The sequence below is a fragment of the Rhodococcus sp. P4_C10 genome, from assembly GCF_056402135.1.
On the sequence record NZ_JBFUHZ010000005.1, the window covers coordinates 75,517 to 99,788 of the forward strand.

Annotated in this window: 26 protein-coding genes; 20 read left to right on the top strand and 6 right to left on the bottom strand. The window is 70.4% G+C overall.

Going from position 1 to position 24,272, the window contains the following annotated elements; translation table 11 throughout:
- Window positions 1-17: 17 nt before the first annotated feature.
- Window positions 18-197 (top strand): tautomerase family protein, encoded by a 180-nt coding sequence (locus AC1DWC_RS03920; protein ID WP_072845660.1) that lies wholly within the window; start codon window positions 18-20, stop codon window positions 195-197.
- Window position 198: 1 nt separating this feature from the next.
- Here AC1DWC_RS03920 and AC1DWC_RS03925 read toward each other — a convergent pair whose 3' ends face one another.
- Entirely contained in the window at window positions 199-672 is a 474-nt protein-coding gene (locus AC1DWC_RS03925) for a MarR family winged helix-turn-helix transcriptional regulator (RefSeq protein ID WP_477906259.1), read from the bottom strand.
- A gap of 160 nt (window positions 673-832) precedes the next feature.
- On the opposite strand from AC1DWC_RS03925, the gene AC1DWC_RS03930 reads away from it, so the two are divergent.
- Window positions 833-1,615, top strand: coding sequence for a dioxygenase family protein (locus AC1DWC_RS03930; RefSeq protein WP_477906260.1), 783 nt, complete (start codon window positions 833-835; stop codon window positions 1,613-1,615).
- 7 nt (window positions 1,616-1,622) lie between these two features.
- Here the strand turns inward: AC1DWC_RS03930 and AC1DWC_RS03935 are convergent, their stop codons facing one another.
- The gene (locus AC1DWC_RS03935; protein ID WP_477906261.1) at window positions 1,623-2,078 is read right to left on the bottom strand and encodes a peroxiredoxin; all 456 of its coding nucleotides are present in this window, start codon (window positions 2,076-2,078) and stop codon (window positions 1,623-1,625) included.
- An 82-nt stretch (window positions 2,079-2,160) separates the two neighbouring features.
- Between AC1DWC_RS03935 and AC1DWC_RS03940 the strand changes: the two genes are divergently transcribed.
- The 12 genes from AC1DWC_RS03940 (at window position 2,161) to AC1DWC_RS03995 (ending at window position 16,821) form a co-directional block, all read left to right on the top strand.
- Window positions 2,161-2,862, top strand: coding sequence for a hypothetical protein (locus AC1DWC_RS03940; protein ID WP_477906347.1), 702 nt, complete (start codon window positions 2,161-2,163; stop codon window positions 2,860-2,862).
- 182 nt (window positions 2,863-3,044) lie between these two features.
- Window positions 3,045-4,622, top strand: coding sequence for an anthranilate synthase component I (locus AC1DWC_RS03945; protein WP_072845685.1), 1,578 nt, complete (start codon window positions 3,045-3,047; stop codon window positions 4,620-4,622).
- The gene (locus AC1DWC_RS03950) at window positions 4,615-5,340 is read left to right on the top strand and encodes a TIGR02234 family membrane protein (RefSeq protein WP_477906262.1); all 726 of its coding nucleotides are present in this window, start codon (window positions 4,615-4,617) and stop codon (window positions 5,338-5,340) included. Before AC1DWC_RS03945 ends, AC1DWC_RS03950 begins: the two co-directional genes overlap by 8 nt.
- 85 nt (window positions 5,341-5,425) lie before the next feature.
- A complete protein-coding gene (gene trpC / locus AC1DWC_RS03955; protein ID WP_477906263.1) occupies window positions 5,426-6,235 on the top strand; it encodes an indole-3-glycerol phosphate synthase TrpC in 810 nt (269 codons plus the stop codon).
- A gap of 114 nt (window positions 6,236-6,349) precedes the next feature.
- A complete protein-coding gene (trpB, locus tag AC1DWC_RS03960; RefSeq protein WP_072845654.1) occupies window positions 6,350-7,606 on the top strand; it encodes a tryptophan synthase subunit beta in 1,257 nt (418 codons plus the stop codon).
- Window positions 7,603-8,406, top strand: coding sequence for a tryptophan synthase subunit alpha (gene trpA / locus AC1DWC_RS03965; RefSeq protein ID WP_477906264.1), 804 nt, complete (start codon window positions 7,603-7,605; stop codon window positions 8,404-8,406). Before trpB ends, trpA begins: the two co-directional genes overlap by 4 nt.
- Window positions 8,403-9,410, top strand: a complete 1,008-nt coding sequence (lgt, locus tag AC1DWC_RS03970) for a prolipoprotein diacylglyceryl transferase (protein ID WP_477906265.1) — start codon at window positions 8,403-8,405, stop codon at window positions 9,408-9,410. The genes trpA and lgt overlap by 4 nt, the downstream gene beginning before the upstream one ends.
- Window positions 9,411-9,733: 323 nt before the next feature.
- The gene (locus tag AC1DWC_RS03975) at window positions 9,734-11,239 is read left to right on the top strand and encodes a glutamate synthase subunit beta (RefSeq protein WP_477906266.1); all 1,506 of its coding nucleotides are present in this window, start codon (window positions 9,734-9,736) and stop codon (window positions 11,237-11,239) included.
- A gap of 137 nt (window positions 11,240-11,376) precedes the next feature.
- Complete coding sequence (pyk, locus tag AC1DWC_RS03980) at window positions 11,377-12,795, top strand: pyruvate kinase (protein WP_477906267.1); 1,419 nt, start codon at window positions 11,377-11,379, stop codon at window positions 12,793-12,795.
- Window positions 12,796-13,698: an acyl-CoA thioesterase gene (locus AC1DWC_RS03985; RefSeq protein WP_477906268.1), complete on the top strand. Its 903-nt coding sequence runs from the start codon at window positions 12,796-12,798 to the stop codon at window positions 13,696-13,698.
- A gap of 58 nt (window positions 13,699-13,756) precedes the next feature.
- The gene (locus tag AC1DWC_RS03990; RefSeq protein ID WP_477906269.1) at window positions 13,757-14,893 is read left to right on the top strand and encodes a cation:proton antiporter; all 1,137 of its coding nucleotides are present in this window, start codon (window positions 13,757-13,759) and stop codon (window positions 14,891-14,893) included.
- A gap of 74 nt (window positions 14,894-14,967) precedes the next feature.
- Window positions 14,968-16,821, top strand: coding sequence for an ABC transporter ATP-binding protein/permease (locus tag AC1DWC_RS03995; protein WP_477906270.1), 1,854 nt, complete (start codon window positions 14,968-14,970; stop codon window positions 16,819-16,821).
- Window positions 16,822-16,865: 44 nt separating this feature from the next.
- On the opposite strand, the gene AC1DWC_RS04000 is transcribed toward AC1DWC_RS03995, so the two are convergent.
- A complete protein-coding gene (locus AC1DWC_RS04000) occupies window positions 16,866-17,012 on the bottom strand; it encodes a hypothetical protein (protein ID WP_477906271.1) in 147 nt (48 codons plus the stop codon).
- Window positions 17,013-17,352: 340 nt separating this feature from the next.
- Between AC1DWC_RS04000 and AC1DWC_RS04005 the strand changes: the two genes are divergently transcribed.
- The gene (locus tag AC1DWC_RS04005) at window positions 17,353-17,778 is read left to right on the top strand and encodes a nuclear transport factor 2 family protein (RefSeq protein ID WP_477906272.1); all 426 of its coding nucleotides are present in this window, start codon (window positions 17,353-17,355) and stop codon (window positions 17,776-17,778) included.
- Between the two features lie 51 nt (window positions 17,779-17,829).
- Here the strand turns inward: AC1DWC_RS04005 and AC1DWC_RS04010 are convergent, their stop codons facing one another.
- Window positions 17,830-18,972 (bottom strand): glycerate kinase, encoded by a 1,143-nt coding sequence (locus tag AC1DWC_RS04010; protein ID WP_477906273.1) that lies wholly within the window; start codon window positions 18,970-18,972, stop codon window positions 17,830-17,832.
- A 181-nt stretch (window positions 18,973-19,153) separates the two neighbouring features.
- Here AC1DWC_RS04010 and AC1DWC_RS04015 point away from each other — a divergent pair, with 181 nt between their 5' ends.
- Entirely contained in the window at window positions 19,154-20,137 is a 984-nt protein-coding gene (locus tag AC1DWC_RS04015; protein ID WP_477906274.1) for an alpha/beta hydrolase, read from the top strand.
- A 7-nt stretch (window positions 20,138-20,144) separates the two neighbouring features.
- On the opposite strand, the gene AC1DWC_RS04020 is transcribed toward AC1DWC_RS04015, so the two are convergent.
- Entirely contained in the window at window positions 20,145-20,348 is a 204-nt protein-coding gene (locus AC1DWC_RS04020; protein WP_477906275.1) for a hypothetical protein, read from the bottom strand.
- Window positions 20,349-20,666: 318 nt separating this feature from the next.
- Here AC1DWC_RS04020 and AC1DWC_RS04025 point away from each other — a divergent pair, with 318 nt between their 5' ends.
- The 3 genes from AC1DWC_RS04025 to AC1DWC_RS04035 all read left to right on the top strand — a co-directional run bounded on the left by AC1DWC_RS04025 (window position 20,667) and on the right by AC1DWC_RS04035 (window position 22,069).
- Window positions 20,667-20,822, top strand: coding sequence for a DUF6131 family protein (locus AC1DWC_RS04025; RefSeq protein ID WP_477906276.1), 156 nt, complete (start codon window positions 20,667-20,669; stop codon window positions 20,820-20,822).
- Between the two features lie 94 nt (window positions 20,823-20,916).
- Window positions 20,917-21,357, top strand: coding sequence for a hypothetical protein (locus AC1DWC_RS04030; RefSeq protein WP_477906277.1), 441 nt, complete (start codon window positions 20,917-20,919; stop codon window positions 21,355-21,357).
- Window positions 21,347-22,069: a hypothetical protein gene (locus tag AC1DWC_RS04035; RefSeq protein WP_477906278.1), complete on the top strand. Its 723-nt coding sequence runs from the start codon at window positions 21,347-21,349 to the stop codon at window positions 22,067-22,069. Before AC1DWC_RS04030 ends, AC1DWC_RS04035 begins: the two co-directional genes overlap by 11 nt.
- Window positions 22,070-22,532: 463 nt before the next feature.
- Here AC1DWC_RS04035 and AC1DWC_RS04040 read toward each other — a convergent pair whose 3' ends face one another.
- Window positions 22,533-22,991 (bottom strand): SRPBCC family protein, encoded by a 459-nt coding sequence (locus AC1DWC_RS04040; RefSeq protein WP_477906279.1) that lies wholly within the window; start codon window positions 22,989-22,991, stop codon window positions 22,533-22,535.
- Between the two features lie 149 nt (window positions 22,992-23,140).
- On the opposite strand from AC1DWC_RS04040, the gene AC1DWC_RS04045 reads away from it, so the two are divergent.
- Window positions 23,141-24,208, top strand: coding sequence for a phosphatidylinositol-specific phospholipase C domain-containing protein (locus tag AC1DWC_RS04045; protein WP_477906280.1), 1,068 nt, complete (start codon window positions 23,141-23,143; stop codon window positions 24,206-24,208).
- Window positions 24,209-24,272: the final 64 nt, after the last annotated feature.

Below are 24,272 nucleotides of genomic sequence, written 5' to 3' on the forward strand. Positions count from 1 at the left end.
GTGGCACAGTTCTTCTTATGCCACTGATCCAGATCAGCCAGACGCCCGGACTGACCGCCGAGCAGAAGCGCGCGACCATCGAGGCCGTCACCAAGGCGTACGCCGAGGCCACCGGGAAGAACCCGGCCCAGGTGTGGGTCACGCTGACGGACGTGCCGCGGGAGAACTGGGGCGTCGGCGGCGTGCCGCTCGGCTGACTCAGGCCTTGCCGGCGCCGCCGGCGATGCCCTTGTCGAGCTGGGTGACCATTGCGGTGCCCAGTGCGAGCAACTCGCGTACCTGAGTGTCGTCGAGTCCGTCGAAGAGCAGTGCCCGCACGGTCGCCACGTGGCCCGGCGCCGCCTCGACCACCTTGTCGTACCCGGCGTCGGTGAGCACGGCCAGCGACCCGCGGGCGCCGACGATGCTCTCGCGCCGCACCCAGCCGGCCTTCTCCAGCTTGGTCACCACGTGCGAGAGCCGCGAGAGCGACGCGTTCGCCCGCGCGGCCAGGACGCTGAGCTGGAGCCGGCGCTCGGGCGCCTCCGAGAGCGCGGACAGCACGAAGTACTCGAAATGCGTGAGCCCGGAGTCGCGCTGCAGCTGGGTGTCCAGCGCCGCGGGCATCCGCGTCATCACGGTCACCAGCTCGCGCCATGCGGCCTGCTGCTCGCTGCTCAACCACTGTGTCATGTCCGAACCCCGCGTCATCTCGAATCCTGTGTCGTCTCGAACCATGCCTCGTGCCGAACTCGCGTTCGGCACAGGTCCGGTGGTGCCGGCCGGTGGGAACAACTGGCGCCTGCCGACGTTGACCCTTAGGCTAGTTGAAGCTTCAATCTAAGGAGTCGCAATGACGGACCAGGCAATGCCGGCGCTGTACCTCAGTCATGGTGCACCCCCGCTCGTCGACGACGCGCTGTGGGTCTCGCAGCTCGGCGGCTGGGCGCGGGACCTGCCCCGCCCGACGGCCATCCTCGTGGTGTCTGCGCACTGGGAGTCGGCGCCGCTCACCATCGGCTCCACCGTCACCGGGACGCCGCTCACCTACGACTTCGGCGGCTTCGACCCGAAGTACTACCGGGTCACCTACCGGTCGCCGGGTGCACCGGACCTGGCCCGTCAGGTTGCCGCGCTGATGCCCGACAACGAACCGGTCACCCACCGGCCGAGCCGCGGGCTCGACCACGGCGCCTACGTCCCGCTGACCGTGATGTACCCCGACGCCGACATCCCGGTCCTGCAGATCTCCCTGCCCACCCTCGACCCGCAGCGGTTGCTGCACCTCGGCGAGCGACTGCGGCCGCTGCGCGAGCAGGGCGTGCTGATCGTCGGCTCGGGCTTCACCACCCACGGACTGCCGTTCCTGCGGGACTGGACGCCGAACGCGCAGGCGCCGGGCTGGTCCTCGGAGTTCGACGCGTGGGCGAGCGAACGGCTTGCCGCCGCAGACGTCGACGCGCTCGTCGACTTCCGGGCGAAGGCGCCCGGCATGCCGTACGCGCACCCGACCGTCGAGCACTTCGCGCCGCTGTTCGTCACCCTCGGGGCGTCGAGCAACCCCGAACAGGTGCCGGCGCAGGTGATCGACGGCTTCTGGATGGGGCTGGCGAAGCGCTCGCTCCAGGTCGCGTAGGCGCAGGTCAGCGCGCGCGGAGGAACTCCAGCGCCTGGTCGGCGTGGGCGTTCATGCGCACCTCGCTGGCGATCACCTTCAGCACCGTGCGGTCGGTGTCGATGACGAAGGTGGTGCGCTTGACCGGCGACAGCTTGGCCAGCAGCCCGCGACGCACCCCGAACTGCTCGGCGACCTTGCCGGACTCGTCGGACAGCAGCGGGTAGTCGAAGGACCTCGCGGCGGCGAACGACGCCTGCTTGGCCACCGCGTCGAGGCTGATCCCGGCCCGCGACGCCCCGACCGCTGCGAACTCGGCGGCCAGGTCGCGGAAGTGGCAGGCCTCGGCGGTGCACCCCGGGGTGTTCGCGGCCGGGTAGAAGAACAGCACCAGTGGACCGTCGGCGACCAGTTCGCTGAGCGTGCGAACCGTCCCGTCCTGGTCGGGGAGTGCGAAGTCGGGTACCTGCTGTCCGGTCTGCATACTGCCGAGGCTACGCGTGCGTCCGTGGCGTCCAATACTGTGCGGCAGAGGTTCTCGGGCGGAGAGCCGGGTGGGGGAGAGGATGCGGCGGATCGTGCGGGCGTTCTGGGGGCCACGGCCCGAATCCGTCGAGTCGGTCGCCGAACGCTGGCGCACCACCCTGGACCGGTGCGACGCGCTGCTCCCGGCGCCGGAACCAGGTCGCGACAGGTCATGGCAGCAGATCCGTCCCTCGGGTCCGGCCGCCGACCTTCCCCGTGACCGGAACTCGCTGCGGGACGTCCTGGTCGCGGCCCGGGCGGACGCCGACTGGTCGGACGTCATCGGCATCGCGCTTCGGATCACCGCCACGGGTGAACCCGGCTGGGACATCGAGATCAGTGGCCTCGCCGGCGGTGCCCCCGAGTACCTCCTGCAGTCGCTCGTGATGACGATCGCCGCGCCCGACGATGCCGCGGTCCCCGAGGCCCAACTCCTCGCGATGCTCGCCCAGGTGTGGGAACCGGACTTCGGCGACGTCACCGACGACGACGTCCTCGACGCCCTCGAAGACGACGCCGGCCTCGCCGTCGGGGATCCCTGCATCAGCCGTCATGCCTACCTGTCCCCGCGCCGCGCGGTCCGCCTGCCCGACGGTCTGGGCGCAAACGCCCGGCCGTTCGGGGGCGGCGCGCTGGTCGAGGTCGAGGGGGCCGTCGACGACGTGGTGCGGGTGTACCTGCGGATGCGGGAGGCCGGAGCGCTGGAGCCGTTGCCCCGGCCGATGGACCGCGCCACCCTGTAGCGCCGGGCCTGCACGTGGCCGCGGGCTCCACTCCTGCCCGCCCCGGTCGCTCCGCAGGCTCCGCTCCCACCCGCCCCGGTCGCTCCGCAGGCCCCGCTCCTGTGCACCTGAGTCGCTCCGCAGGCTCCGCTCCTGTGCACCTGAGTCGCTCCGCAGGCTCCGCTCCTGGGATGATGGGTGCCATGCCCGGCGAGCCAACCACCGTCCCCTCCGCAGCCGCCGTCGTCGGCGCGGACGATTCCACCACCACCAGGGATCAGTTCCGCGCCCTCGCGGCCGAGCACCGGGTGGTGCCGGTCACCCGAAAGGTGTTGGCGGACTCCGAGACACCTCTCTCGGCGTACCGCAAGCTGGCCGCGGACCGGCCCGGCACCTTCCTGTTCGAGTCCGCCGAGAACGGCCGATCCTGGTCCCGATGGTCGTTCATCGGCGCGGGTAGCCCCGCCGCCCTGACCGTGGTCGACGGTGAGGCCGGCTGGCAGGGCAACGTCCCGGCCGGCGCCCCCTCGGGCGGCGATCCGATCGTCGCGCTCGGCCAGACGCTGGAACTGCTTCGCAGTGAACGACTTCCGGGCCTGCCGCCGCTGACCGGCGGCATGGTCGGGTTCATGGGATACGACATCATCCGCCGGATCGAGCGGCTGCCCAGCCACGCCGTCGACGACCTGCAGGTCCCCGAGATGGTGATGCTGCTGGCCACCGACCTGGCCGCCGTCGACCACCACGAGGGCGCCATCATCCTGATCGCCAACGCGGTCAACTGGGACGGCACCGACGACCGCGTCGACGAGGCCTACGACGACGCCGTCGCCCGGCTCGACGAGATGACCCGGGCGCTCAGCGCGCCGGCGCCGTCCACCGTCTCCACCTTCAGCAAGCCGGCCCCGGACTACCGCCGCCAGCGCACCACCGAGAGTTTCGGGGCGGACGTGCGACGGCTGATCGGCGAGATCGAGGCGGGCGAGGCGTTCCAGGTGGTGCTCTCGCAGCGTTTCGAGATGGACACCGACGCGCACCCGTTCGACATCTACCGGATGCTCCGCGCCTCCAACCCGAGTCCGTACATGTACCTGGTCAACGTCCCGGACGGCGACGGCGGCACCGCGTTCACCATCGTCGGATCCAGCCCGGAGTCGCTGGTCACGGTCAAGGAGGGCGTCGCGACCACGCACCCGATCGCGGGGACCCGCTGGCGCGGCGAGTCCGAGGAGGACGACCTGCTGCTCGAGAAGGACCTGCTGGCAGACGAGAAGGAGAACTCCGAGCACCTGATGCTGGTGGACCTCGGGCGCAACGACCTCGGCCGGGTCTGCGAGCCGGGCACCGTCAAGGTGCACGACTACCGGCACGTCGAGCGCTACAGCCACGTCATGCACCTGGTCTCCACCGTCACCGGCCGGCTCGCCGAGGGCAAGCACGCGCTCGACGCGGTCACTGCCTGCTTCCCGGCCGGCACCCTCTCGGGCGCCCCGAAGGTCCGGGCGATGGAGCTGATCGACGAACTCGAACCGACCCGGCGAGGCATCTACGGCGGCATCGTCGGCTACCTCGACTTCGCCGGCGACGCCGACACCGCCATCGCGATCCGCTCGGCATTGGTCAAGGACGGCACCGCGTACGTGCAGGCCGGCGCGGGGATCGTGGCGGACTCCGACCCGGTCTACGAGGACACCGAGGCGCGGAACAAGGCGATGGCCGTGCTCAGCGCGATCGCCGCGGCGGGCACCCTCGCCGCACTCGACGGAGAGCGCGATGACTGACGCGGCGGCCACCGAACCGGCCCGGCGCGGGTCCGGCGCGACGGCGGCGCTGCCGGTGCTGCTGCTGGCCGTGGCCGCGCTGTGCCTGTGGGCGTCCTCGCGGATGACCTGGGTCCGGGTCGACTCGCAGGACGGACTCGGCGAGGCCCGCAGCACCGCGCTGGACGGCGGTGTCTGGGCGGCGGCCACCACGCCGCTGGCGCTGACCCTGATCGCCGCGATCGCCGCGTCGTTCGCGGTGCGCGGTTGGGCGCTTCGGGTGGTGGGGCTGCTGGTGGCCCTGGTTGCGGTCGCGGCCGTCGTGCCTGCGGTGTCCCTCCTCGTCGGTGGTGCCGACGAGGAGAAGGCCGGCAGACTGGCCGAGCTGCCCGGCCGGGCGGAGGTCACCGGCGCGACGACGTACCCGGCGCCGGCCCTGCTGGCCGTGTTCGGCGGAGTGGTCGCGTTGGCCGCGGCGGTCGCCCTGATTCGCAAGGCCGGCCGCAGTGCGGGCCTGTCCTCGCGCTACGCCGCACCCGCCGCGCGGCGGGAGGAGGCAACCCGCCGAGAGTCGTCCGCGCAGCCGCCGAGCCAGCGGGTGATCTGGGATGCGCTCGACGCGGGGGAGGACCCGACCGAGGACGAACCCCCTGCAGGACCGGCGTCCGGCACCGGCCCGGCGGAGCCAAACCACGGCCCGGACAACGACGGTCCGCCGCCCACAGAGACCCGCCGTTAGTCAAGGCATCGGGGCCAACTACGCTTGCCCAATCCGATGATTTACCTCACATCGTCGGTCTGCCCAGAAAGGACTCGGGACAAATATGACTGTTCTCGAATCGATTCTCGACGGGGTGCGTGCCGACGTAGCTGCCCGCGAAGCCGTGCTCGACTTTGCTGCGGTCAAGGCCGCGGCAGCCACCGCCCCAGCCGCGCTCGACGCGGCCGCCGCCCTCCGGGCGCCCGGTATCGCCGTGATCGCCGAGGTCAAGCGCGCGAGCCCGTCGAAGGGTGAGCTGTCCGGCATCCCGGACCCCGCCGAACTCGCACTCGCCTACGAGCAGGGCGGCGCGCGGGTGATCAGCGTGCTGACCGAGGAGCGTCGCTTCAAGGGCTCGCTCGCCGACCTGGACGCGGTCCGCAAGGCCGTCAGCATCCCGGTGCTGCGCAAGGACTTCATCGTCGGGCCGTACCAGATCCACGAGGCCCGGGCGCACGGCGTGGACGTGGTGCTGCTGATCGTCGCGGCCCTCGAGCAGCAGGTGCTGGCCTCGCTGCTGGACCGCACCGAGTCCCTCGGGATGACGGCGCTGGTCGAGGTGCACACCGAGCAGGAGGCGGATCGGGCCCTCGAGGCCGGCGCCACCGTGATCGGCATCAACGCGCGCAACCTCAAGACCCTCGAGGTCGACCGGGACACCTTCGCCCGGATCGGCCCCGGCCTGCCGAGCCACGTCGTCAAGATCGCCGAGTCCGGCGTGCGCGGGACCGGTGACCTGTTGGCCTACGCGGGTGCGGGCGCAGACGCGGTGCTCGTCGGTGAGGGCCTGGTGACCAGTGGGGATCCGCGCGCCGCCGTCAAGGAAATGGTCGCCGCGGGGGCGCACCCGTCCTGCCCCAAGCCGGCTCGCTGACCCGACCCGGGTGACCCCGGACCCGGAATGAGTCCGAGGTCACCGTTGGGGCAGACTGGACGGGTGACTGCAGACGATCCCGTACTTTCCGCCAAGGGCCGCGGCCTTCCCCGCATGAGCGCGGGTGTGACCGAGCGCAGCGCGCACGAACCCGACCAGGGCGGCCATTTCGGCGTCTACGGCGGACGCTATGTCCCCGAGGCGCTGATGGCGGTGATCGAGGAGGTCACGGCCGAGTACGACAAGGCGCGCGGCGACGACGCCTTCCTCGCCGAACTCGACCGCCTGCAGCGGGACTACACCGGGCGTCCGTCGCCGGTGTACGAGGCCACCCGGCTCAGCGAGTTCGCGGGCGGCGCGCGACTGCTGCTCAAGCGGGAAGACCTGAACCACACCGGTTCCCACAAGATCAACAACGTCCTCGGCCAGGCGCTGCTCGCCAAGCGGATGGGCAAGACCCGGGTGATCGCCGAGACCGGCGCGGGCCAGCACGGCGTCGCCACCGCGACCGCCTGCGCGCTGCTCGGCCTCGAGTGCGTCGTGTACATGGGCGAGGTCGACACCAAGCGGCAGGCGTTGAACGTCGCGCGCATGCGACTGCTCGGCGCCGAGGTGATCCCCGCCGTCACCGGCTCGGCGACCCTCAAGGACGCCATCAACGAGGCACTGCGCGACTGGGTCACCAACGCGCACAACACCTACTACTGCTTCGGCACCGCCGCGGGCCCGCACCCGTTCCCGGTGATGGTGCGCGACTTCCAGCGGATCATCGGCCTCGAGGCGCGAGCCCAGGTGCAGGCGCACACCGGCCGGCTGCCGGACGCGGTCGCGGCCTGCGTCGGCGGCGGTTCCAACGCAATCGGCATCTTCCATGCCTTCATCGACGACCCGTCGGTGCGACTCGTCGGCTTCGAGGCCGGCGGTGACGGCGTCGAGACCGGCAGGCACGCCGCGACCATCGGGGGCGGCACGCCGGGCGCGCTGCACGGCGCCTACTCGTACCTGCTGCAGGACGAGGACGGCCAGACCATCGAGTCGCACTCGATCTCCGCCGGCCTGGACTACCCGGGCGTCGGCCCGGAGCACTCGCACCTCAAGGACATCGGCCGCGCCGAGTACCGGTCGATCACCGACACCGAGGCGATGGATGCCCTCGCGCTGCTCAGCCGCCGCGAGGGCATCATCCCCGCAATCGAGTCGGCGCACGCGCTCGCGGGCGCGCTGAAGCTCGGCCAGGAACTGGGGGAGGGTGCGATCGTGCTGGTCAACATCTCCGGCCGCGGCGACAAGGACGTCGACACCGCCGCGAAGTGGTTCGGCCTCTTCCCCGACGACGACACCGACTCGAACAAGGATGGGCAGACGAAGTGAGTGCGCAGCAGTCCCGGCTCGGAGACCTCTTCGCTCAGTGCAAGGCAGAGAACCGGGCCGCGCTGGTCGGCTACCTGCCCGCTGGCTACCCCGACCTGCCCCGGTCGATCGAGGCCGTCGAGACGCTCGTCGCGGGGGGCTGCGACCTGATCGAGGTCGGCATCCCGTACAGCGACCCGGTGATGGACGGCCCGACCATCCAGGCCGCCGCCGACGAGGCGCTCACCGCCGGCTTCCGGGTCCGTGACGTGTTCACCGTCGTCGAGGCCATCACCAAGGTCGGCGGCAAGGCCGTCGTCATGACGTACTGGAACCTCGTGCTCAAGTACGGCGTCGACAACTTCGCCCGCGACCTCGCGGCCGCGGGTGGGCTCGGCATCATCACGCCGGACCTGATCCCGGACGAGGCGGCCGACTGGATCGCGGCCTCGGACAAGCACGGCCTGGACCGGATCTTCCTGGTCGCGCCGTCGTCGACCACCGAGCGCCTCGCCATGACCGTCGACTCCTGCCGCGGCTTCGTCTACGCGACATCGACGATGGGCGTCACCGGCGCCCGCGCCGCGGTGTCCAACATGGCACCGGAGCTGGTGGCGCGGGTGCGCGAGCACTCCGACATCCCGGTCGGTGTCGGCCTGGGCGTCCGTTCCGGGGCGCAGGCCGCCGAGATCGGTGCCTACGCGGACGCGGTCATCGTCGGCTCCGCGCTGGTCACGGCCGTCGCCGAGGGTCCCGCGGCGCTGCGCGCGATCACCGAGGAACTCGCCGCGGGAGTCCGTTCGGCTACCGTGGCGTCGTGACTTCCACCGCCGACCTGCTTGCCTACATTCCGAGTCCGCCGCAGGGAGTGTGGGAGCTCGGCCCGGTTCCGCTGCGCGCCTACGCGCTGTTCATCATCGCGGGGATCGTCGTCGCCCTGTACTGGGGCGAGCGGCGCTGGATTGCCCGCGGCGGTGAGCCGGGCACGGTCCTCGACATCGCGATCTGGGCGGTGCCCTTCGGACTGGTCGGCGGCCGGCTCTACCACGTGGCGACGGACTGGCCCACGTACTTCGGTGAGGGTGCGAACCCGGTCGACGCGCTGAAGATCTGGCAGGGCGGCCTGGGCATCTGGGGCGCCGTGCTGCTCGGCGGCGTCGGCGCCTGGATCGGCTGTCGACGGCGCGGCATCCCGACGCCCGCCTTCGGCGACGCCCTGGCCCCGGCGATCCTGCTCGCCCAGGCGATCGGCCGGATCGGCAACTACTTCAACCAGGAGCTGTACGGCCGCGAGACCACCATGCCGTGGGGCCTGGAGATCTACCAGCGGGTCAACGCCAGCGGCCGCGTCGACGCGCTGACCGGGACCTCGAACGGCGTGGTCGAGAAGGTGGTGCACCCGACGTTCCTGTACGAGCTGGTGTGGAACCTGCTGATCGTGCTGCTGCTGGTGTGGGTGGACCGTCGCTTCCGGATCGGACACGGCAGGCTGTTCGCGCTGTACGTGGCGGGCTACTGCGTGGGCCGGTTCGGCGTCGAGTTGATGCGCGACGACCACGCCACCCTGATCGCCGGCATCCGGATCAACGTCTTCACCTCGGTGATCGTGTTCCTCGCGGCGGTGGCCTACTTCGTGCTGGCGAAGAAGGGCCGCGAGGCGCCCGAGGACCTGCATCCGCGGCATCCGCATGAGCCCGTCGCGGCCGCATCTGCGGGGAAGTCGGCGCCGGCCGGCGAGTCGGCGCCGGCGGGCGCGGAGTCCGCGAAGGTTGCGCCGGGCGACGCCAAGCCGGCGGGCAACTCGGGCGACGACCCAGCCTCCTGACGGCGGGCAGGGTTTCGAGTAGCAGCCCCACGGTCAGCCCGCCTACCTCGGCGCGGATCCTGTTGACCCCTACGGCGCGGGCTCGGCGCGGTCTGGCCGGCAATCGACGGGATCGTCGTGTTGGCCGGCACGGTCCGGGACAGACAGGGTCGAAAGCTCCGGGGCTGACCGGCCGCCCGACTGCTAGAATTTCCGCACCCGAGTGTGACGCTCGGCGACTCTTTTCGACGGTGGGCGGCCCGATCGGGCCGCGGCAATCCACCCGACACCTCGAACGATCCCTGCGCCACACCCGCCGGTCGGTGTGAGCGCGGAGGCGGCACGTGGTTGACCCCGAGGGCTTCATGAAGGTCCCGAAGCGGGACGCCCCGCGGCGTCCGGTCGAGGAGCGGGTGCACGACTGGCGTGAGGTGTACGTCGAGCAGCCCCCGGCCGAGCGGGCTCGCGACGTGTCCGCGCAGGCGAGCCGCTGCATGGACTGCGGAGTTCCGTTCTGCCACTCCGGTTCTGCGGGCTGCCCGCTGGGCAACCTGATCCCGGAGTGGAACGACCTCGTGCAACGGGACATGTGGTCGGCGGCGTCCTACCGCCTGCACGCCACCAACAACTTCCCGGAGTTCACCGGGCGGGTCTGCCCGGCGCCGTGCGAGAGCGCCTGCGTGCTCTCCATCGACGAACGTGACTCCGGCGGCAGCGTGACGATCAAGTGGATCGAGAAGGCGATCGCCGACGCCGCCTGGGAGGCAGGCGTCGTCGCGCCGTGTCCCGCCGTCGTCCGCACCGGCAAGGCCGTCGCGGTGATCGGTTCGGGCCCGGCCGGGCTGGCCGCGGCCCAGCAGCTCACCCGTGCCGGACACGACGTCACGGTGTTCGAACGCGACGACCGGCTCGGCGGGTTGCTGCGGTACGGGATCCCCGAGTTCAAGATGGAGAAGTCGGTGCTCGGCCGTCGCCTGGAGCAGATGTGTGCCGAGGGAACCCGCTTCCGGACCGACAGCGAGGTGGGCGTGGCGCCGACGGTGGCGCAGCTGAGCGCCGGGTTCGATGCGGTGGTGATTGCGGTGGGCGCACTGCGGGCTCGCGACGACAGCCGCGTCCCGGGACGCGAGCTGGGCGGGATCCACCTGGCGATGGATTACCTGGTGCGCTCGAACAGGGAGTGTGAGGGCGACGGGCCGACGGCGGTGTCGGCGAGCGGCAAACATGTGGTGATCATCGGTGGCGGCGACACCGGGGCCGACTGCCTCGGTACCGCGCACCGGCAGGGCGCCGCCTCGGTCACCCAGTTGGACTACCATCCGGAGTTGCCGGCGGAGCGCGACGAGGAGCGTTCGCCCTGGCCGTCGTGGCCGATGGTGCTGCGTACCTCACCGGCGCACGCCGAGGGCGGGGTGCGCCGGTTCGAGGTGGCGGTGCAGCGATTCGGCGGCAACGCCGACGCCCGCGTGCGTTCGGTGGTGGTGGCCGAAGTCCAGGTCAGCATTGACGAGGGCGGCCGACGTCGAGTCACTCCGGTCGGAGCGCAGGTCGAATTGCCTTGCGATCTGGCACTTCTCGCAATCGGTTTCGAGGGCGTCGAGCACGGGCCGCTGCTCGACGGCTTCGGGCTGCGCCCCAACGGCCGCGGTGCTTTGTCCTGCGGACCGGACTGGCAGACCACCGCGCCCGGCGTGTTCGTGTGCGGTGACGCGCACCGTGGAGCCTCGCTGGTGGTGTGGGCGATCGCGGAGGGCCGCTCGGCCGCCCGCAGCGTCGACGCCTACCTGACCGGGCACTCGGACCTGCCCGCGCCCGTGCACCCGACCACGCTGCCGCTCGCGGTGTTGTAGGCCGGTCCAGGGCTCGGGATATTGCAGGCAAATTCACCGCGACAATTCCGTGAATTATCAGTTAAATGATTTGGACCAATGGTCGGCCGAATGGTGGTGAATAGAGTTGCCGGTCCGCAGCGACTAGGCTCACAGTCGTGACTCGACGAACCAAGATTGTGTGCACGCTGGGACCCGCGACCGCGACCGGTGACCGTATCCGAGAACTCGTCGAGAGCGGCATGGACGTCGCCCGACTCAACTTCAGCCACGGCGAGCACTCCGACCACGAGGACAACTACCTGCGGGTGCGCGCCGCCTCCGAGGCCACCGGCAAGGCGGTCGGCATCCTCGCCGACCTGCAGGGACCGAAGATCCGCCTCGGACGCTTCGTCGACGGCCGCACCGTCTGGGAGAACGGCGAGGAGGTGCGCATCACCGTCGACGACGTCGAGGGCATCCACGATCGCGTCTCCACCACGTACAAGCAGCTCGCCAACGACGCGAAGCCGGGCGACCGCCTCCTGGTCGACGACGGCAAGGTCGGGCTCACCGTCAAGGCCGTCGAGGGCAACGACGTCGTCTGCGTGGTCACCGAGGGCGGCCCGGTCAGCAACAACAAGGGCGTCTCGCTGCCCGGCATGAACGTCACGGTGCCGGCGTTGTCGGAGAAGGACATCGAGGACCTCGAGTTCGCGCTGCGCCTCGGCGTCGACTTCATCGCGCTGTCCTTCGTCCGCTCGCCGGCGGATGTCGAACTGGTGCATGCCGTGATGGACCGCGTGGGCCGCCGCGTCCCGGTCATCGCGAAGCTGGAGAAGCCGGAGGCCATCGAGAACCTCGAGGCCGTCGTGCTGGCCTTCGACGCGGTGATGGTGGCCCGCGGCGACCTCGGCGTGGAGCTGCCGCTCGAGCAGGTGCCGCTGGTGCAGAAGCGCGCCATCCAGATCGCCCGCGAGAATGCCCGCCCCGTCATCGTGGCAACGCAGATGCTCGAGTCGATGATCGAGAACTCGCGTCCGACCCGGGCCGAGGCCTCGGACGTCGCCAACGCCGTCCTCGACGGCGCCGACGCGGTGATGCTCTCCGGCGAGACCTCGGTGGGCAAGTTCGTCATGGAGACCGTGCAGACGATGGCCCGGATCGTCGAGGCCGTCGAGTCCGAGTCCACCCGGGTTCCCCCGCTGACCCACACGCCGCGGACCAAGCGTGGCGTGATCTCCTACGCGGCCCGCGACATCGGCGAGCGACTGGACGCCAAGGCACTGGTGGCCTTCACCCAGTCCGGTGACACCGTCCGTCGCCTGGCCCGGCTGCACACGCCGCTGCCGCTGCTGGCCTTCACGCCGCTGCCCGAGGTGCGCAGCCAGCTGTCGCTGACGTGGGGGACGGAGACGTTCCTGGTGCCCGGGATGTCCACGACCGACGCGATGATCGGCCAGGTCGACACCGCGTTGCTCTCGCTGGGCCGGTACAACAAGGGCGATCTCGTCGTTATCGTCGCCGGATCGCCCCCCGGAACCGTAGGCTCGACCAACTTGATTCACGTGCATCGGATTGGCGAAGAGGACCACTAGGTGACTGACGCGGGGGCCGGAACACAACTCGACCGGTCGACGGATCTCGACGTTCTGCTCGACCTGCTCGACCTCGAGGAAATCGGCGAGGACGAGTTCCTGGGCCGGCATCCCGCGCAGGCCCAACTGGGCAGCCGCACCTTCGGCGGCCAGTTGATCGCGCAGTCGATCATCGCCGCGGGCCGCACCGTCGGTCCGGGGCGTCCACTGCACGCGCTCAACACGCACTTCATCCGTGGCGGCGACGTCAAGGAACCGATCGTGTACCGGGTGCAGCGGCACCGGGACGGCCGGGCCTTCGCGAACCGGCAGGTGACGGCGTACCAGGACGGCAAGGAACTGTGCGTCATGCTCGCCGCCTTCCAGGACTCGGGGCGCGGGCTCGAGCATGCCGTCGCGGTGCCGGAGGTGCCGTACCCGGAGTCGTTGCCGCCGTTGGGTGAGCACCTCGTCGGCTTCGAGGACCGGCTGGAGATGTTCGTCAAGGCGCTGAAGCCGGTCGACATGCGTTACGCGAACGACCCGGCCTGGATCATGAAGGGCACGGGGGACAAGCTCAACCACAACCGGGTCTGGATGAAGGCGGACGGCTCGCTGCCCGACGACCCGCTCCTGCACGTCGCCGTCATGGGGTACGCCTCCGACACCACGGTGCTGGACTCGATCATCACCACCCACGGCCTGTCCTGGGGCCTGGACCGGATCGTCGCCGCGACGGTGAACCACTCGATGTGGTTCCACCGGCCGTTCCGGTTCGACGACTGGACGCTCTACGCGACGGAGTCTCCGGTCGCCGCGGGCTCCCGCGGCATGGCCACCGGCAGATTCTTTGCGCGGGAGGGCGAACTGGTCGCGACCGTCGTGCAGGAGGGGCTGATCCGGCACTTCCCCAAGAAGGGGTAGGTATCTCCGAGCGGCAGGTGCCGGCGGCAGCCGCCGCGGGAGGGGGTGCCGGTCTTCCGTGAGCTTCGCCGCGCTCGCCTTCGTCTCGCTCGTGGCTCTGCTCGGGCCGGTACTGGCCGCGCGGCAGCGCTGGCACGTGCCGGTGGTGCTGGGCGAACTGCTGGCCGGGATTCTGGTCGGCGGCAGCGCGCTGGGCATCCTCGACGCCTCGGAGCCGACGTTCACGATGCTGGCGGACATCGGCTTCGCACTGGTGATGTTCGTCGCGGGCACTCACGTGCCGATGCGCGACGCGACCCTTCGGCCGGCGTTGCTGCGCGGCACCGGTCAGGCGCTGCTGGTCGGGATCCTCGCGGTACCCGCCGGAATCGCCGTCGCGGCCCTGTTCGGGACCGGTCAGGCCGGGCTGTACGCGGTGCTGATCGCGTCCTCGTCGGCGGCGCTGGTGCTGCCGATCGTCGACTCCTTGGAGCTGGGCGGGCCGTCGGTGCTGCGGATGCTGGCGCAGGTCGCGGTGGCCGACACGGCCTGCATCGTGGCGTTGCCGCTGGTGATCGCCCCCGACTACGCGCTCCGCGCGGCACTGGGTCTGGTCGCGGTCTCCGCGTGCGCCGGACTGGTCTACCTGCTGTACCGGCAGTTGGACCGGCGAGGGCTGGGGGTCCGGCTGCACCACCTGTCGGAGGACCGCAAGCTCGCCTTGGAGCTGCGGGTGAACCTGGGCATTCTGTTCGGTCTGGCCGCGCTGGCCGTGTGGTCGCACGTGTCGGTCATGCTCGCCGGGTTCGCGCTCGGCCTGGCCGTCGCGGCGGCCGGGGAGCCGCGACGGCTGGCCCGCCAGCTGTTCGGGATCACCGAGGGTTTCTTCGGGCCGCTGTTCTTCGTGTGGCTGGGCGCATCACTGAACCTGCGCGAGCTCGTCGACCACCCGTCCTTCGTCCTGCTGGGTCTGCTGCTCGGGTTCGGCGCCGTGGCCGTGCATTCCGTACTCCGGCTGCTGTGCCAGCCGCTGGCACTCGGGGCGCTGGCGGCATCACAGCTCGGTATCCCGGTGGCCGCGGCCACCGTCGGCACGCAACTGGGCGTGCTCGCACCGGGGGAGGCGCCGGCTCTGATCCTCGGCGCGCTGGTGACGGTGGGTATTGCCGCGGTGGCCGGCGGAGTTGCCGCCCGGCAGGGATTGGCGAAGACCTGACACGCTAACGCCGCGACGGGTCTACATTTCGAAGGAATGCCACGCTCGCTCGTCCCGGCTGATCGGGGAGTCGCATGTCCGCATCGTCCGGCCTCGACTGGAACAACGAGGCGCTGCACAGCCTGATCTGGACGCTGGAGGCCTTCGCGATCACGGCGGTGTGCCTGTTGATCGTCGCGTGGCTGCTGGCGCGGCTGACGCGGTGGGGCCGGCAGTTCTGGCGGATCAGCGGAGGCTACTACACCGGCCGCGGCAGCTGGCGGGTGTACGCGCTGCTGTCGGCGGTGCTCTTCCTGACCGTCTTCGCGGTCCGGATGACGGTCCTGTTCTCCTACCAGGGCAACGAGATGTACACCGCCCTGCAGATGGCCGCCCAGGCCTACGCCCAGGGCGACACGGACGCGCTGGATCTGGCGAAGGCCGCGTTCTGGCACAGCCTGCTGGTGTTCGGGATCCTCGCGACGATCCACGTGGTGCGCAGCCTGGTCGACTACTACGTCGGTCAGGCCTTCGACATCCGGTGGCGGCTGTGGATGACCGAGCACGTGACCACCGACTGGCTGGACGGGCGGGCCTTCTACCGCGGCCGGTTCGTCGACGCCGGCATCGACAACCCGGACCAGCGCATCGAGACCGACATCACCAACTTCGTGCAGACCTCGCGCACACTGTCGATGGGTGCGGTCGGTGCGCTCGTGAGCCTGGTGTCCTTCACCAGGATCCTGTGGGACCTGTCCGGCCCGATGACGGTGTGGGGCAACGAGATCCCCCGCGCGATGGTGTTCCTGGTGTTCGCGTACGTCCTCGTCTCCACCATCGTGGCGTTCTGGATCGGACGGCCGCTGATCCGGCTCAACTTCTGGAACGAGCAGCTGACCGCCAACTTCCGGTACGCACTGGTCCGGGTGCGCGACGGCGCCGAGAACGTGGCGTTCTACCGGGGCGAGGGAGTCGAACGCCACGGCCTGCTGACCCGGTTCGCCGCGGTGATCGCCAACTTCTGGCGGATCGTGTTCCGGACGCTGAAGTTCAGCGGCTGGAACCTCGTCGTCAACCAGATCTCGGTGGTGTTCGCATTCGTCATCCAGGCGCCGCGGTTCTTCGCGGGCACCATCACCCTCGGCGACATGACCCAGTCGTCCACGGCCTTCGGCCAGGTGCACGACTCGCTGTCCTTCTTCCGCGAGTCCTACGACGTCTTCGCCGGGTACCGGGCGAGCCTGATCCGGCTCAGCGGACTGCTCGACTCGGACCGGCACTCGCGCGAGCTGCCGACAATCGAGACCGCGGAGCTCGCGAGCGCCCTGGAACTGAGCGGTGTCCAGGTGCGCCGGCCGGACGGGCAGTCGCTGATCGCCGACCTGAACCTGGCGATGGCACCCGGCGACACCCTGGTCGTGAAGGGGCGCTCGGGCAGCGGCAAGACGACCCTGCTGCGGAGCCTGGCGGCGATGTGGCCGTACACCGAGGGCGTGATCCGTCGTCCGCTCGGCGACGACACCCTGTTCCTCTCACAGATGCCGTACCTGCCGCTCGGGGACCTGCGCACCGCGGTCGCCTACCCGGGCACCCCCGACCTCCTCGACGACGAGGTGATCCGCGAGACGCTGCGAAAGGTGCAGTTGGGCAACCTCGTCGACCGCCTCGACGAGCAGGCGGACTGGGTGAAGATCCTCTCGCCCGGCGAGCAGCAGCGGATCGCGTTCGCCCGGATCGTGCTGATCCGGCCGAAGCTCGCGTTCCTCGACGAGGCGACCTCGGCGGTCGACGAGGGACTCGAGTACGCCCTGTACGACCTGATCCGGACGGAGGTCCCGGAGTGCATGCTGGTGAGCGTGAGCCACCGCAGCACCGTCGACCGGCACCACTCCCGGCAGCTCGAGTTGGACGGGGACGGACCCTGGGAACTGTCCCCGGTACCCGCCTGACCCGCCGGGTCCCGGCGCCGACGAGATATGGGTGCCGGCACGGATCAGGGGCGCCAGCCGTTCGGCATGTGCTCGTCGGCGAAGGCCAGCTTGATGCGGATCAGCTCCGACCGGTTCGGCTTGCCGGACTTCATCAGCAGCCCCTCGTGCGCGGCCTGCTGGTCGTACTCCTGGATCTGGTTGGCATCCATCTTCACACCCACCAACGGGCGGACCGGCCCGGGCCTAGGCACGGGTGTCCTCTCGCCGTCCGGCCACTGGCTCTGTCGTCGCGCTCAATCCGACCTCCCGAAGATCGTTACCGCCATCCAGTGCGCGGCGGACGTGCACTGGTGAATGCCTGGTGAACGGATCCTTGTCCTACGGTGACCTCGCTCGCCCTGCAATGTAGCGACAAAGGGATTACTGATTGCGGGATTTGCCGTAATTTCCGATGCGGGTGTACCCGTAATTGCCGGGCCGGCGGGCCCGCGATCCCGTGAGGTGGGAACCGACGATGTCCCGCAGGCGGTCGCGGGGCAGGGTTGCGGCATGACCCACGCCGAAGCCGTCGTCGAAATCCAGTCCCTGCTCGCGCGATTGGCGCATCTCGCGGACGACGGGGAGGTCGAGGAGTACCTCGCCAACTTCACCGTCGACGCGGTGTGGGAGTCGCCGGCCAACCCACGGACCGGGATGGCTGCGCAGCGCCGCGCGGGCCGAGAGGAGTTGGGGGAGGGCGTCCGCGCGCGTCGGGCGGACGGTATCCAGGGGCCCGGCACGGCAACCAGGCACGTACTCACGACCATTTCGGTCAGTCCGACCGGCGAGGACGTCGCGGAGGCGACGGCGTACTGGATGTTCTTCGTGGACACCACCACGGCGGTCCGGCTGTCGAGCGTGGGCCGCTACGACGACGTGTTCCGGCGGGTCGACGGACGCTGGATGCTCGCGCACCGCCGCATCACGATGGGGTGAGCCGGCGGCCGGTCGCACCGTGATGCGACGGTGCAGGGCCAGTGGACCCGGTCATGATTCGCCTGGTCGGCCGGTGGTGGATCGGGTCGCGGCGATCGTGCGGCCGATGCGGCGCAGCAGGTCCGCCGCATGCGCGATCGATCTCGCCAGGTCCGGCTCCAGTTCGGCGAGCGTGTAGGCCTTGATGATGCCGGCATCGCGCAGTTGGATACCGTTGAGTGCGCTTCGTCCCGCCACCGCGACGACCGGCACGCCCGATTGGCGGGCTGCGGCCGCGACGCCGATGGGGGCCTTGCCGCGCAGGCTCTGCGTGTCCAGCGATCCCTCCCCGGTGACCACGAGGTCCGCACCGGCGAGCACCCGACGGAAGTCGACGAGGTCGAGGACCGTCTCGATGCCGGGCTGAGTCTGAGCACCGAGGACGGAGATGGCGCCGAATGCCGTCCCGCCCGCTGCTCCCGCCCCCGCGCGGTCGCTGTCGTCGCGGCCGGTCGCGGCGCGCACGACCCGCGCCCACTGTGTCATCGCCTCCTCGAGCGCGACGAGATCGTCAGCGCTCGCTCCCTTCTGGGGTGCGTAGACGGCGGTGGCCCCGTTCGGCCCGAGCAACGGGTTGTCGACGTCGCAGGCGAGTCGGAACCGGGTCTGCGCCACCGCGGGATGAAGCCGGCTCAGGTCCACCCGCCGCGCGCCGCGCAGTGGGCCGCCGCCGCGCGTGACGTCGTTTCCCTCGGCGTCGAGTATCCGAACGCCGAGCGCCTGCAGCATCCCGGCGCCGCCGTCGGTCGACGCGCTGCCCCCGAGGCCGATGACGATCTCGCGAGCGCCCCCCTCCAGTGCTTGCCTGACAACGGTGCCGAGCCCGAAGGTGCTGGCGCCGAGCGGGTCCGGCACCCCGCCGGGGAGGGCTTCGAGTCCGACCGCAGATGCGAGTTCCACCACGGCAACCGATCCGCGCGCCGCGTAGGTGGTCGAGATCGGCTCACCGGTGGGGCCGGTGGTGTCCACGAGGACGGGCGACCAGCCCGAGGCGACGGCGGCGGCGACAGTGCCGTCGCCACCATCTGCCACCGGAGCGCACTGGACCTCCAGGGTGGGGTCGCCCGCCACCAATCCGGCGGCGAGGGCGTTCGCGACCTCGGCTGCGGTCAACGATCCCTTGAACTTGTCGGGCGCCACCACCACACGTTTCATGGTGGCCACTATCCAGCAGCAATTTCGACGATGCACCTCGTCCAGGCCACGGGAGTTCACGCAGATCACGATGGGGTGAGCCGAGGTAACGATTGCGCACAGACCCCGTCATTGCATGCCACCGGTAATACCGTGCTTGTCAGTGTGACCCAAGTTACTGATGTGACGGAGGTTGATTCTGATGCGCGAAACCCAGCGACCCCCACGGCGCTCGTTGCGCTCACTGGTGCTGCTCGTCGTCGCGGCGGTGGTTCTGCCGCTGGGAATCGCGCTCGGTAGCGGCGCCGTCGCATCCGCCGGCCCGTACGCCAGGCTGCAGGAGGACTGGGTGTCGGCTCCCGGCGGTGTCGGCCGGATCAAGGTCCGAATCTGGCTGGCCAGGAACGGGAGCAATCGCGCCGTCTACCTGCTGGACGGGCTGCGGGCCACGGACGACGTCAGCGGCTGGGAACACGAGACCAACGCCGCCTGGCTCTCGGACCACGGCGTCAACGTGATCGAACCGGTCGGTGGCGAGTCCAGTTTCTACAGCGACTGGTACGGGCCGAACAACTTCACCAACCAGCCCTACACCTACATGTGGGAGAAGTTCCTCACCGAGAACCTGCCCAACCACCTCGCCTGGAACTACGGCATCAGCCGGTCCAGGAACGCGGTGGTGGGACTGTCGATGGGCGGCAACGCGGCGCTGATCCTGGCCTCCCGTCATCGCGACCAGTTCGTCTTCGCCGGCGCCCTGTCCGGATACCTCAACCTGTCGGCTCCCGGGATGCGGGAGGCGATCCGGGTCGCGATGATCGACGCGGGGCAGTACAACGCGGACAGCATGTGGGGTCCGCCCTGGGATCCGGCCTGGTTGCTGCACGACCCGTTCGTACAGGCCGAGGGGCTGCGGGGGTTGCCCATGTGGATTTCGGCCGGCAGCGGACTGCCGGGCGATCACGACCGGCCGGTGAACCCGGTCGACTACTTCAACACGTCCACCGCGATGGGGCTGGAGGCCTTGTCGCTGGTGCAGACCCGGGCGTTCGAGGTGCGGTTGATGACCATGGGCATCGACTCCGCCCACTTCGAGTTCCCGTCCTTCGGCACGCACAGCTGGCCGTACTGGCAGGACCAGTTGTGGGCGATGCTGCCGGCGATGCGGGACGCGATCAGTCGGTGAGGCGGACTCAGCTGCTGGGCTGCGGCAGCGTGCAGTCCGAGATCTTCGGGTTCACGCCGAAGTAGTTCAGTGGTCCCGCGACCACGGTCAGCGCGATCGTGCCCGCACTCGCACAACTGGTCGCCGAGTCGCTGCTGTAGTACCCGCGTTGGCCCGCGGCGACGGCCCCGACAATCAACCAGACCAGGGCCAGGATCGTGACGATTCTCATGACTGTTCCCGGGCGGCGAGTACGGGTGGGCCGGGCAGCGGGTCCGGCGTCGGTGGAATCGGGTCGGGCGGCAGTGGATCCGGAGCCGGATCGGGAACGGGACCCGGCGATGGCGGTGGCACCGGTGGCTGGGGCACCGGTGGCTCGGGTGGCGGCGGCCCGGGCATCGGCGGCACCGGGTCGGGCTGGGTTGCGCGGAAGTCGGTCATGGTCCGGGGGTACCCGCCGGCGGGGCATCGGAAACGCGGCAGCGCGTTTGCCTCGACCGCGGACCGGGTACCCGGTCAGTCGGAGCGAGTGACCCGATCGGAGACCGCCATGATCATTCTCGGAATCATCCTGCTCGTCATCGGGTACGTCGCGGGGATCCCGCTGCTGTGGACGATCGGCATCGTCCTGGCGGTGGTCGGGCTGGTGCTGCTCGCGCTGGGTTCGGCCGGTCGTGCGGTGGGCGGGCGTCGGCACTACTACTGACGGCGGACGTAACTGCTGAGGGCCTACATACCGCGAGTCGCACCGCCTCGACACCCACGCCGTCCTCGCAGCGGGTGTGGCGAAGCTGCGAGCTGTGGGCCAGGCCAAGGGATTCGACGAGGACTACTACGCGCCGGCCAAGGTGCTCGGCCGGGCGATGACCGCGGCGCGCAAGGCCACACCGCTCCAGGGCCGTACCGATGAGCTGCGGCTGCTCGGTGTGCCGGCGCTCCCGGTCGACGCCGTCGCGGCAGTCGAACCGGAGGTGGCGGCGTTCGCCGAGGGCCTCGGGCGGCGGATGCTCGAACGCCTCGGCGCTACCAACAACGACCGCCGGGCACGACGGGCGGAAGTCCGCAAACAACCGCCCCAGGGTGACGAACCCCCGTCACGCGAGGGCCCACCGACCATTGGCACGCCCGACGGGTTGTTGGGCGCGGCGGACCGGAGAGACAATCTCCGCGTGGGCGATGTCGGGGAGCTCGCCGGGATCGTGGGCCGAGATCGATGGCAGCCTCGCCGCGATGAGGGATGACGATCCGGTCCGGGAGATGGGTATGGGCGAGCGGGTGTCGACTGCGGCCGGTGAGTTGGCGCGCCAGCTGCGCCGCATCGAGGCCGCGCCGGGGTCCGACGCCGAGGTCGCGGACCGGGCGCTGCAGGCGTCGGGCCTCTCGATCCACGGCACCGTCGTCCAGCTCATCCGCAGTGCCCTCGACCACCTGGACATGGCCGGCCGGGACGCCGCGCACGAGTTCGCGCACCCGACTCTGGTCCGTTCCGCCATCACGACGGCGGCCACCGCGCTGTGGCTGATGGCCGGTCCGATCGACGAACAGTGCTATCGCACATTGCAGTTCGGCTATCGTGACCAGGTCTACCGCCGTCAGTACCTGGAGACGAGCCGGGCCGGATCGCGCGAGTGCTCGGTCGCCGACGCGCGACGCGCGGAGCTGTTGGCCGCCGCCCGGACGCTGCGCTCCGGCCTGAGCGAGCGCCGCTTCCACGCCATCGACTCGGACAGTTTCATCGTCGCTCAGGCGGGCCTGCTGATGCCGCCGGACTCGCTCGGCGGCCCCGACCCGGCGATGGAGGTGCCCATCCAATGGAACCTGCTCAGCGCCTACGCGCACGGCCGGAACTGGGCGGCCATCGAGACGCACGACCGGATGGACAGCGCCGAGGTCGCCCTGGCGGTGGCGGAGGCGGCAGTGGCCCGCCTCGAACGGCTCAGCGTCGCGCGCTGACGCGTGTCGCCGGGCGGGCCGATCGCGACGCCGCTCCGATCGCGCCGGCGCGCACGGGCAATCGCGTGGTCCACGCGCGACACGGGAACCCGGCGAACGTGATCCATCGGGGGAATCCCGATCACGGCAACCGCTACGGCGAGGGGATACCGGACAGCGTCGCAGACGACGAACCGCCGACCGGATAAGTGCGGCCGACGGTTCGGATGGCGATTCTGGGGCACCCGGATGGTCGCACGCATCGGGTGTCCGTTCACTGTCGGGCGAGTCGATGAATCGCCAGGAGGATATCCATTATCCAGGGCTTCGCGCAGTTGTCGTTCCAGTTCCGCGGAGTCGGGCTCGCCGAGCCGGAGAACGTGGATTGCCTGTGAGGGGTCCAATGCGACGATGACCTCACCCTCGCCAGCGGTGAGGCTGGCACCCCGGGCGACGTAAGGGATGAGCAGCCGAGTGATCCCAGTCAGCTGTTCTCGGCGCGGGTCGCGATGTCGCGCAGGTCCTGCGTCATGGCCTTGGTGGTGGCCTTCATCCCGATCCCACCGAACACCTTCATCATGATCTTCAGGAGCAGCGAGGATCCGGTCTCGGCGGAGAAGACCATCGTCAGATCGGCGCCCTCGTCGGCAGGGGTCAGCGTGAATGCCGTGGTGTAGTCGGTGCCGGACGAGTGCGCCTTGACCACCGTGCGGCGCTCAGGTTCCACCTCGGCGACCCACATCTCCTCGGTCGCCTCCTTGCCGAACATCTTTCGGGTCTCGCGCCAACGGGTGCCGACCGCGTATCCCTCGCCGGAGACGCGCTCGACCCGGGTGACGCCCGACAGCGTCTGCTGCGCGTTGTCGAGGTCGGTGAGTACCGCCCAGACCTTCGCCGGTGACGCGGCGACGTGCTGGGTCAGTCGGATCTCGTTGCTCGCCATGGTTCGTGCCCTCCGATGCGTGACGCCGGTCGGGGCAATGACGACCGGGCGGCGCCGGAAGTCCGTACGCTGCTGGCTGATCGCCTCCCGCAGACCGAAGGTAGCAGCCAGTGATCCGTCGACTTCGCCACAGCGCCGCAGGCGTAGCCATGATCTTCGTCGCGTCGGTCGTCGCCGCGACACCCGCGGTCGCGGGAACGGGAGCGCCGCAGTCGGTCCCGGCCGGGTCGACCTACGCGGACACCACGTCCGTGGGCGTGCACAACACCTACGAGAAGACCACCTACCCGTACCTGGCCGACGCGCTGGACTCCGGCGCCGCGCTGATCGAACTGGACGTCTGGACCAACTTCGCCGCGCCGGGTTGGCGGGTCGCGCACAACAATCCGGTGGGCAACGACAACAACTGCGCGGGGGCCCGGACCGCGGCGCAGTTGCGTGGCGGGCCCCGGGACACGGGGCTCGAAGGGTGCCTGTCGGACCTGCGGGCGTGGCACGACGCCAACCCCGGCCACCGTCCGGTGCTGGTCAAGGTGGAGATGAAGGACGGATTCAACGCGGGCTGTGGTCTCGGGCCCGACGAGTTCGACCGGTTCTCGGCCGGTTGTGCCACCCACGGACCAGGCGAGTTCGACGCGCTGGTCGGCGAGCGACTCGGAGACGCCCTGCTGCGGCCCGCCGACCTGGTCGGGGACTCCGGGCTGACCTTGGACGAGGCCGTGCAGGAGCGGGGATGGCCCACCGTCGACGAGATGGCGGGCAAGTTCGTGTTCGAGCTGATCCCGGGCACCGTCGAGGAGGTCAACCCGCTCGACGACCTGTGGACGGATCGCGAGTACGCCACGCACCTGCGCGACCTGGCCGCGACGGGCAGGCTCGCCGAGGCGGCCGCCTTCCCCGCGGTGCACGGCGCGCAGTCGGGCGATCCCCGTGAGACCCGCTACGACCCGGCGCTGCGACCCTGGTTCGTGTTCTTCGACGGCGACGCCTCCGACTACCTCGGGGGTGGCATCGACACCCGGTGGTACCGCGACCGCGGGTACATCCTGGTGATGACCGACGCGCACAAGGTGGCGCCGCCGATCGACGGTGTCTCGCCACCCCAGGGAGTGGCTCTCGGCCGGGTCTCGCTACTGGCGCAGCACTCGGCGAGCGTGGTGACCGCCGACTGGACGGCGTTGCCGAAGGTGCTCTCCGCGATGTCGCCGCGCGGCTGAGATCGGCCGGGCGCGGGTTGACTGGGTCGCCCGCGCCGCCGTCGTTCTGCCGCTCCGGCGGCGG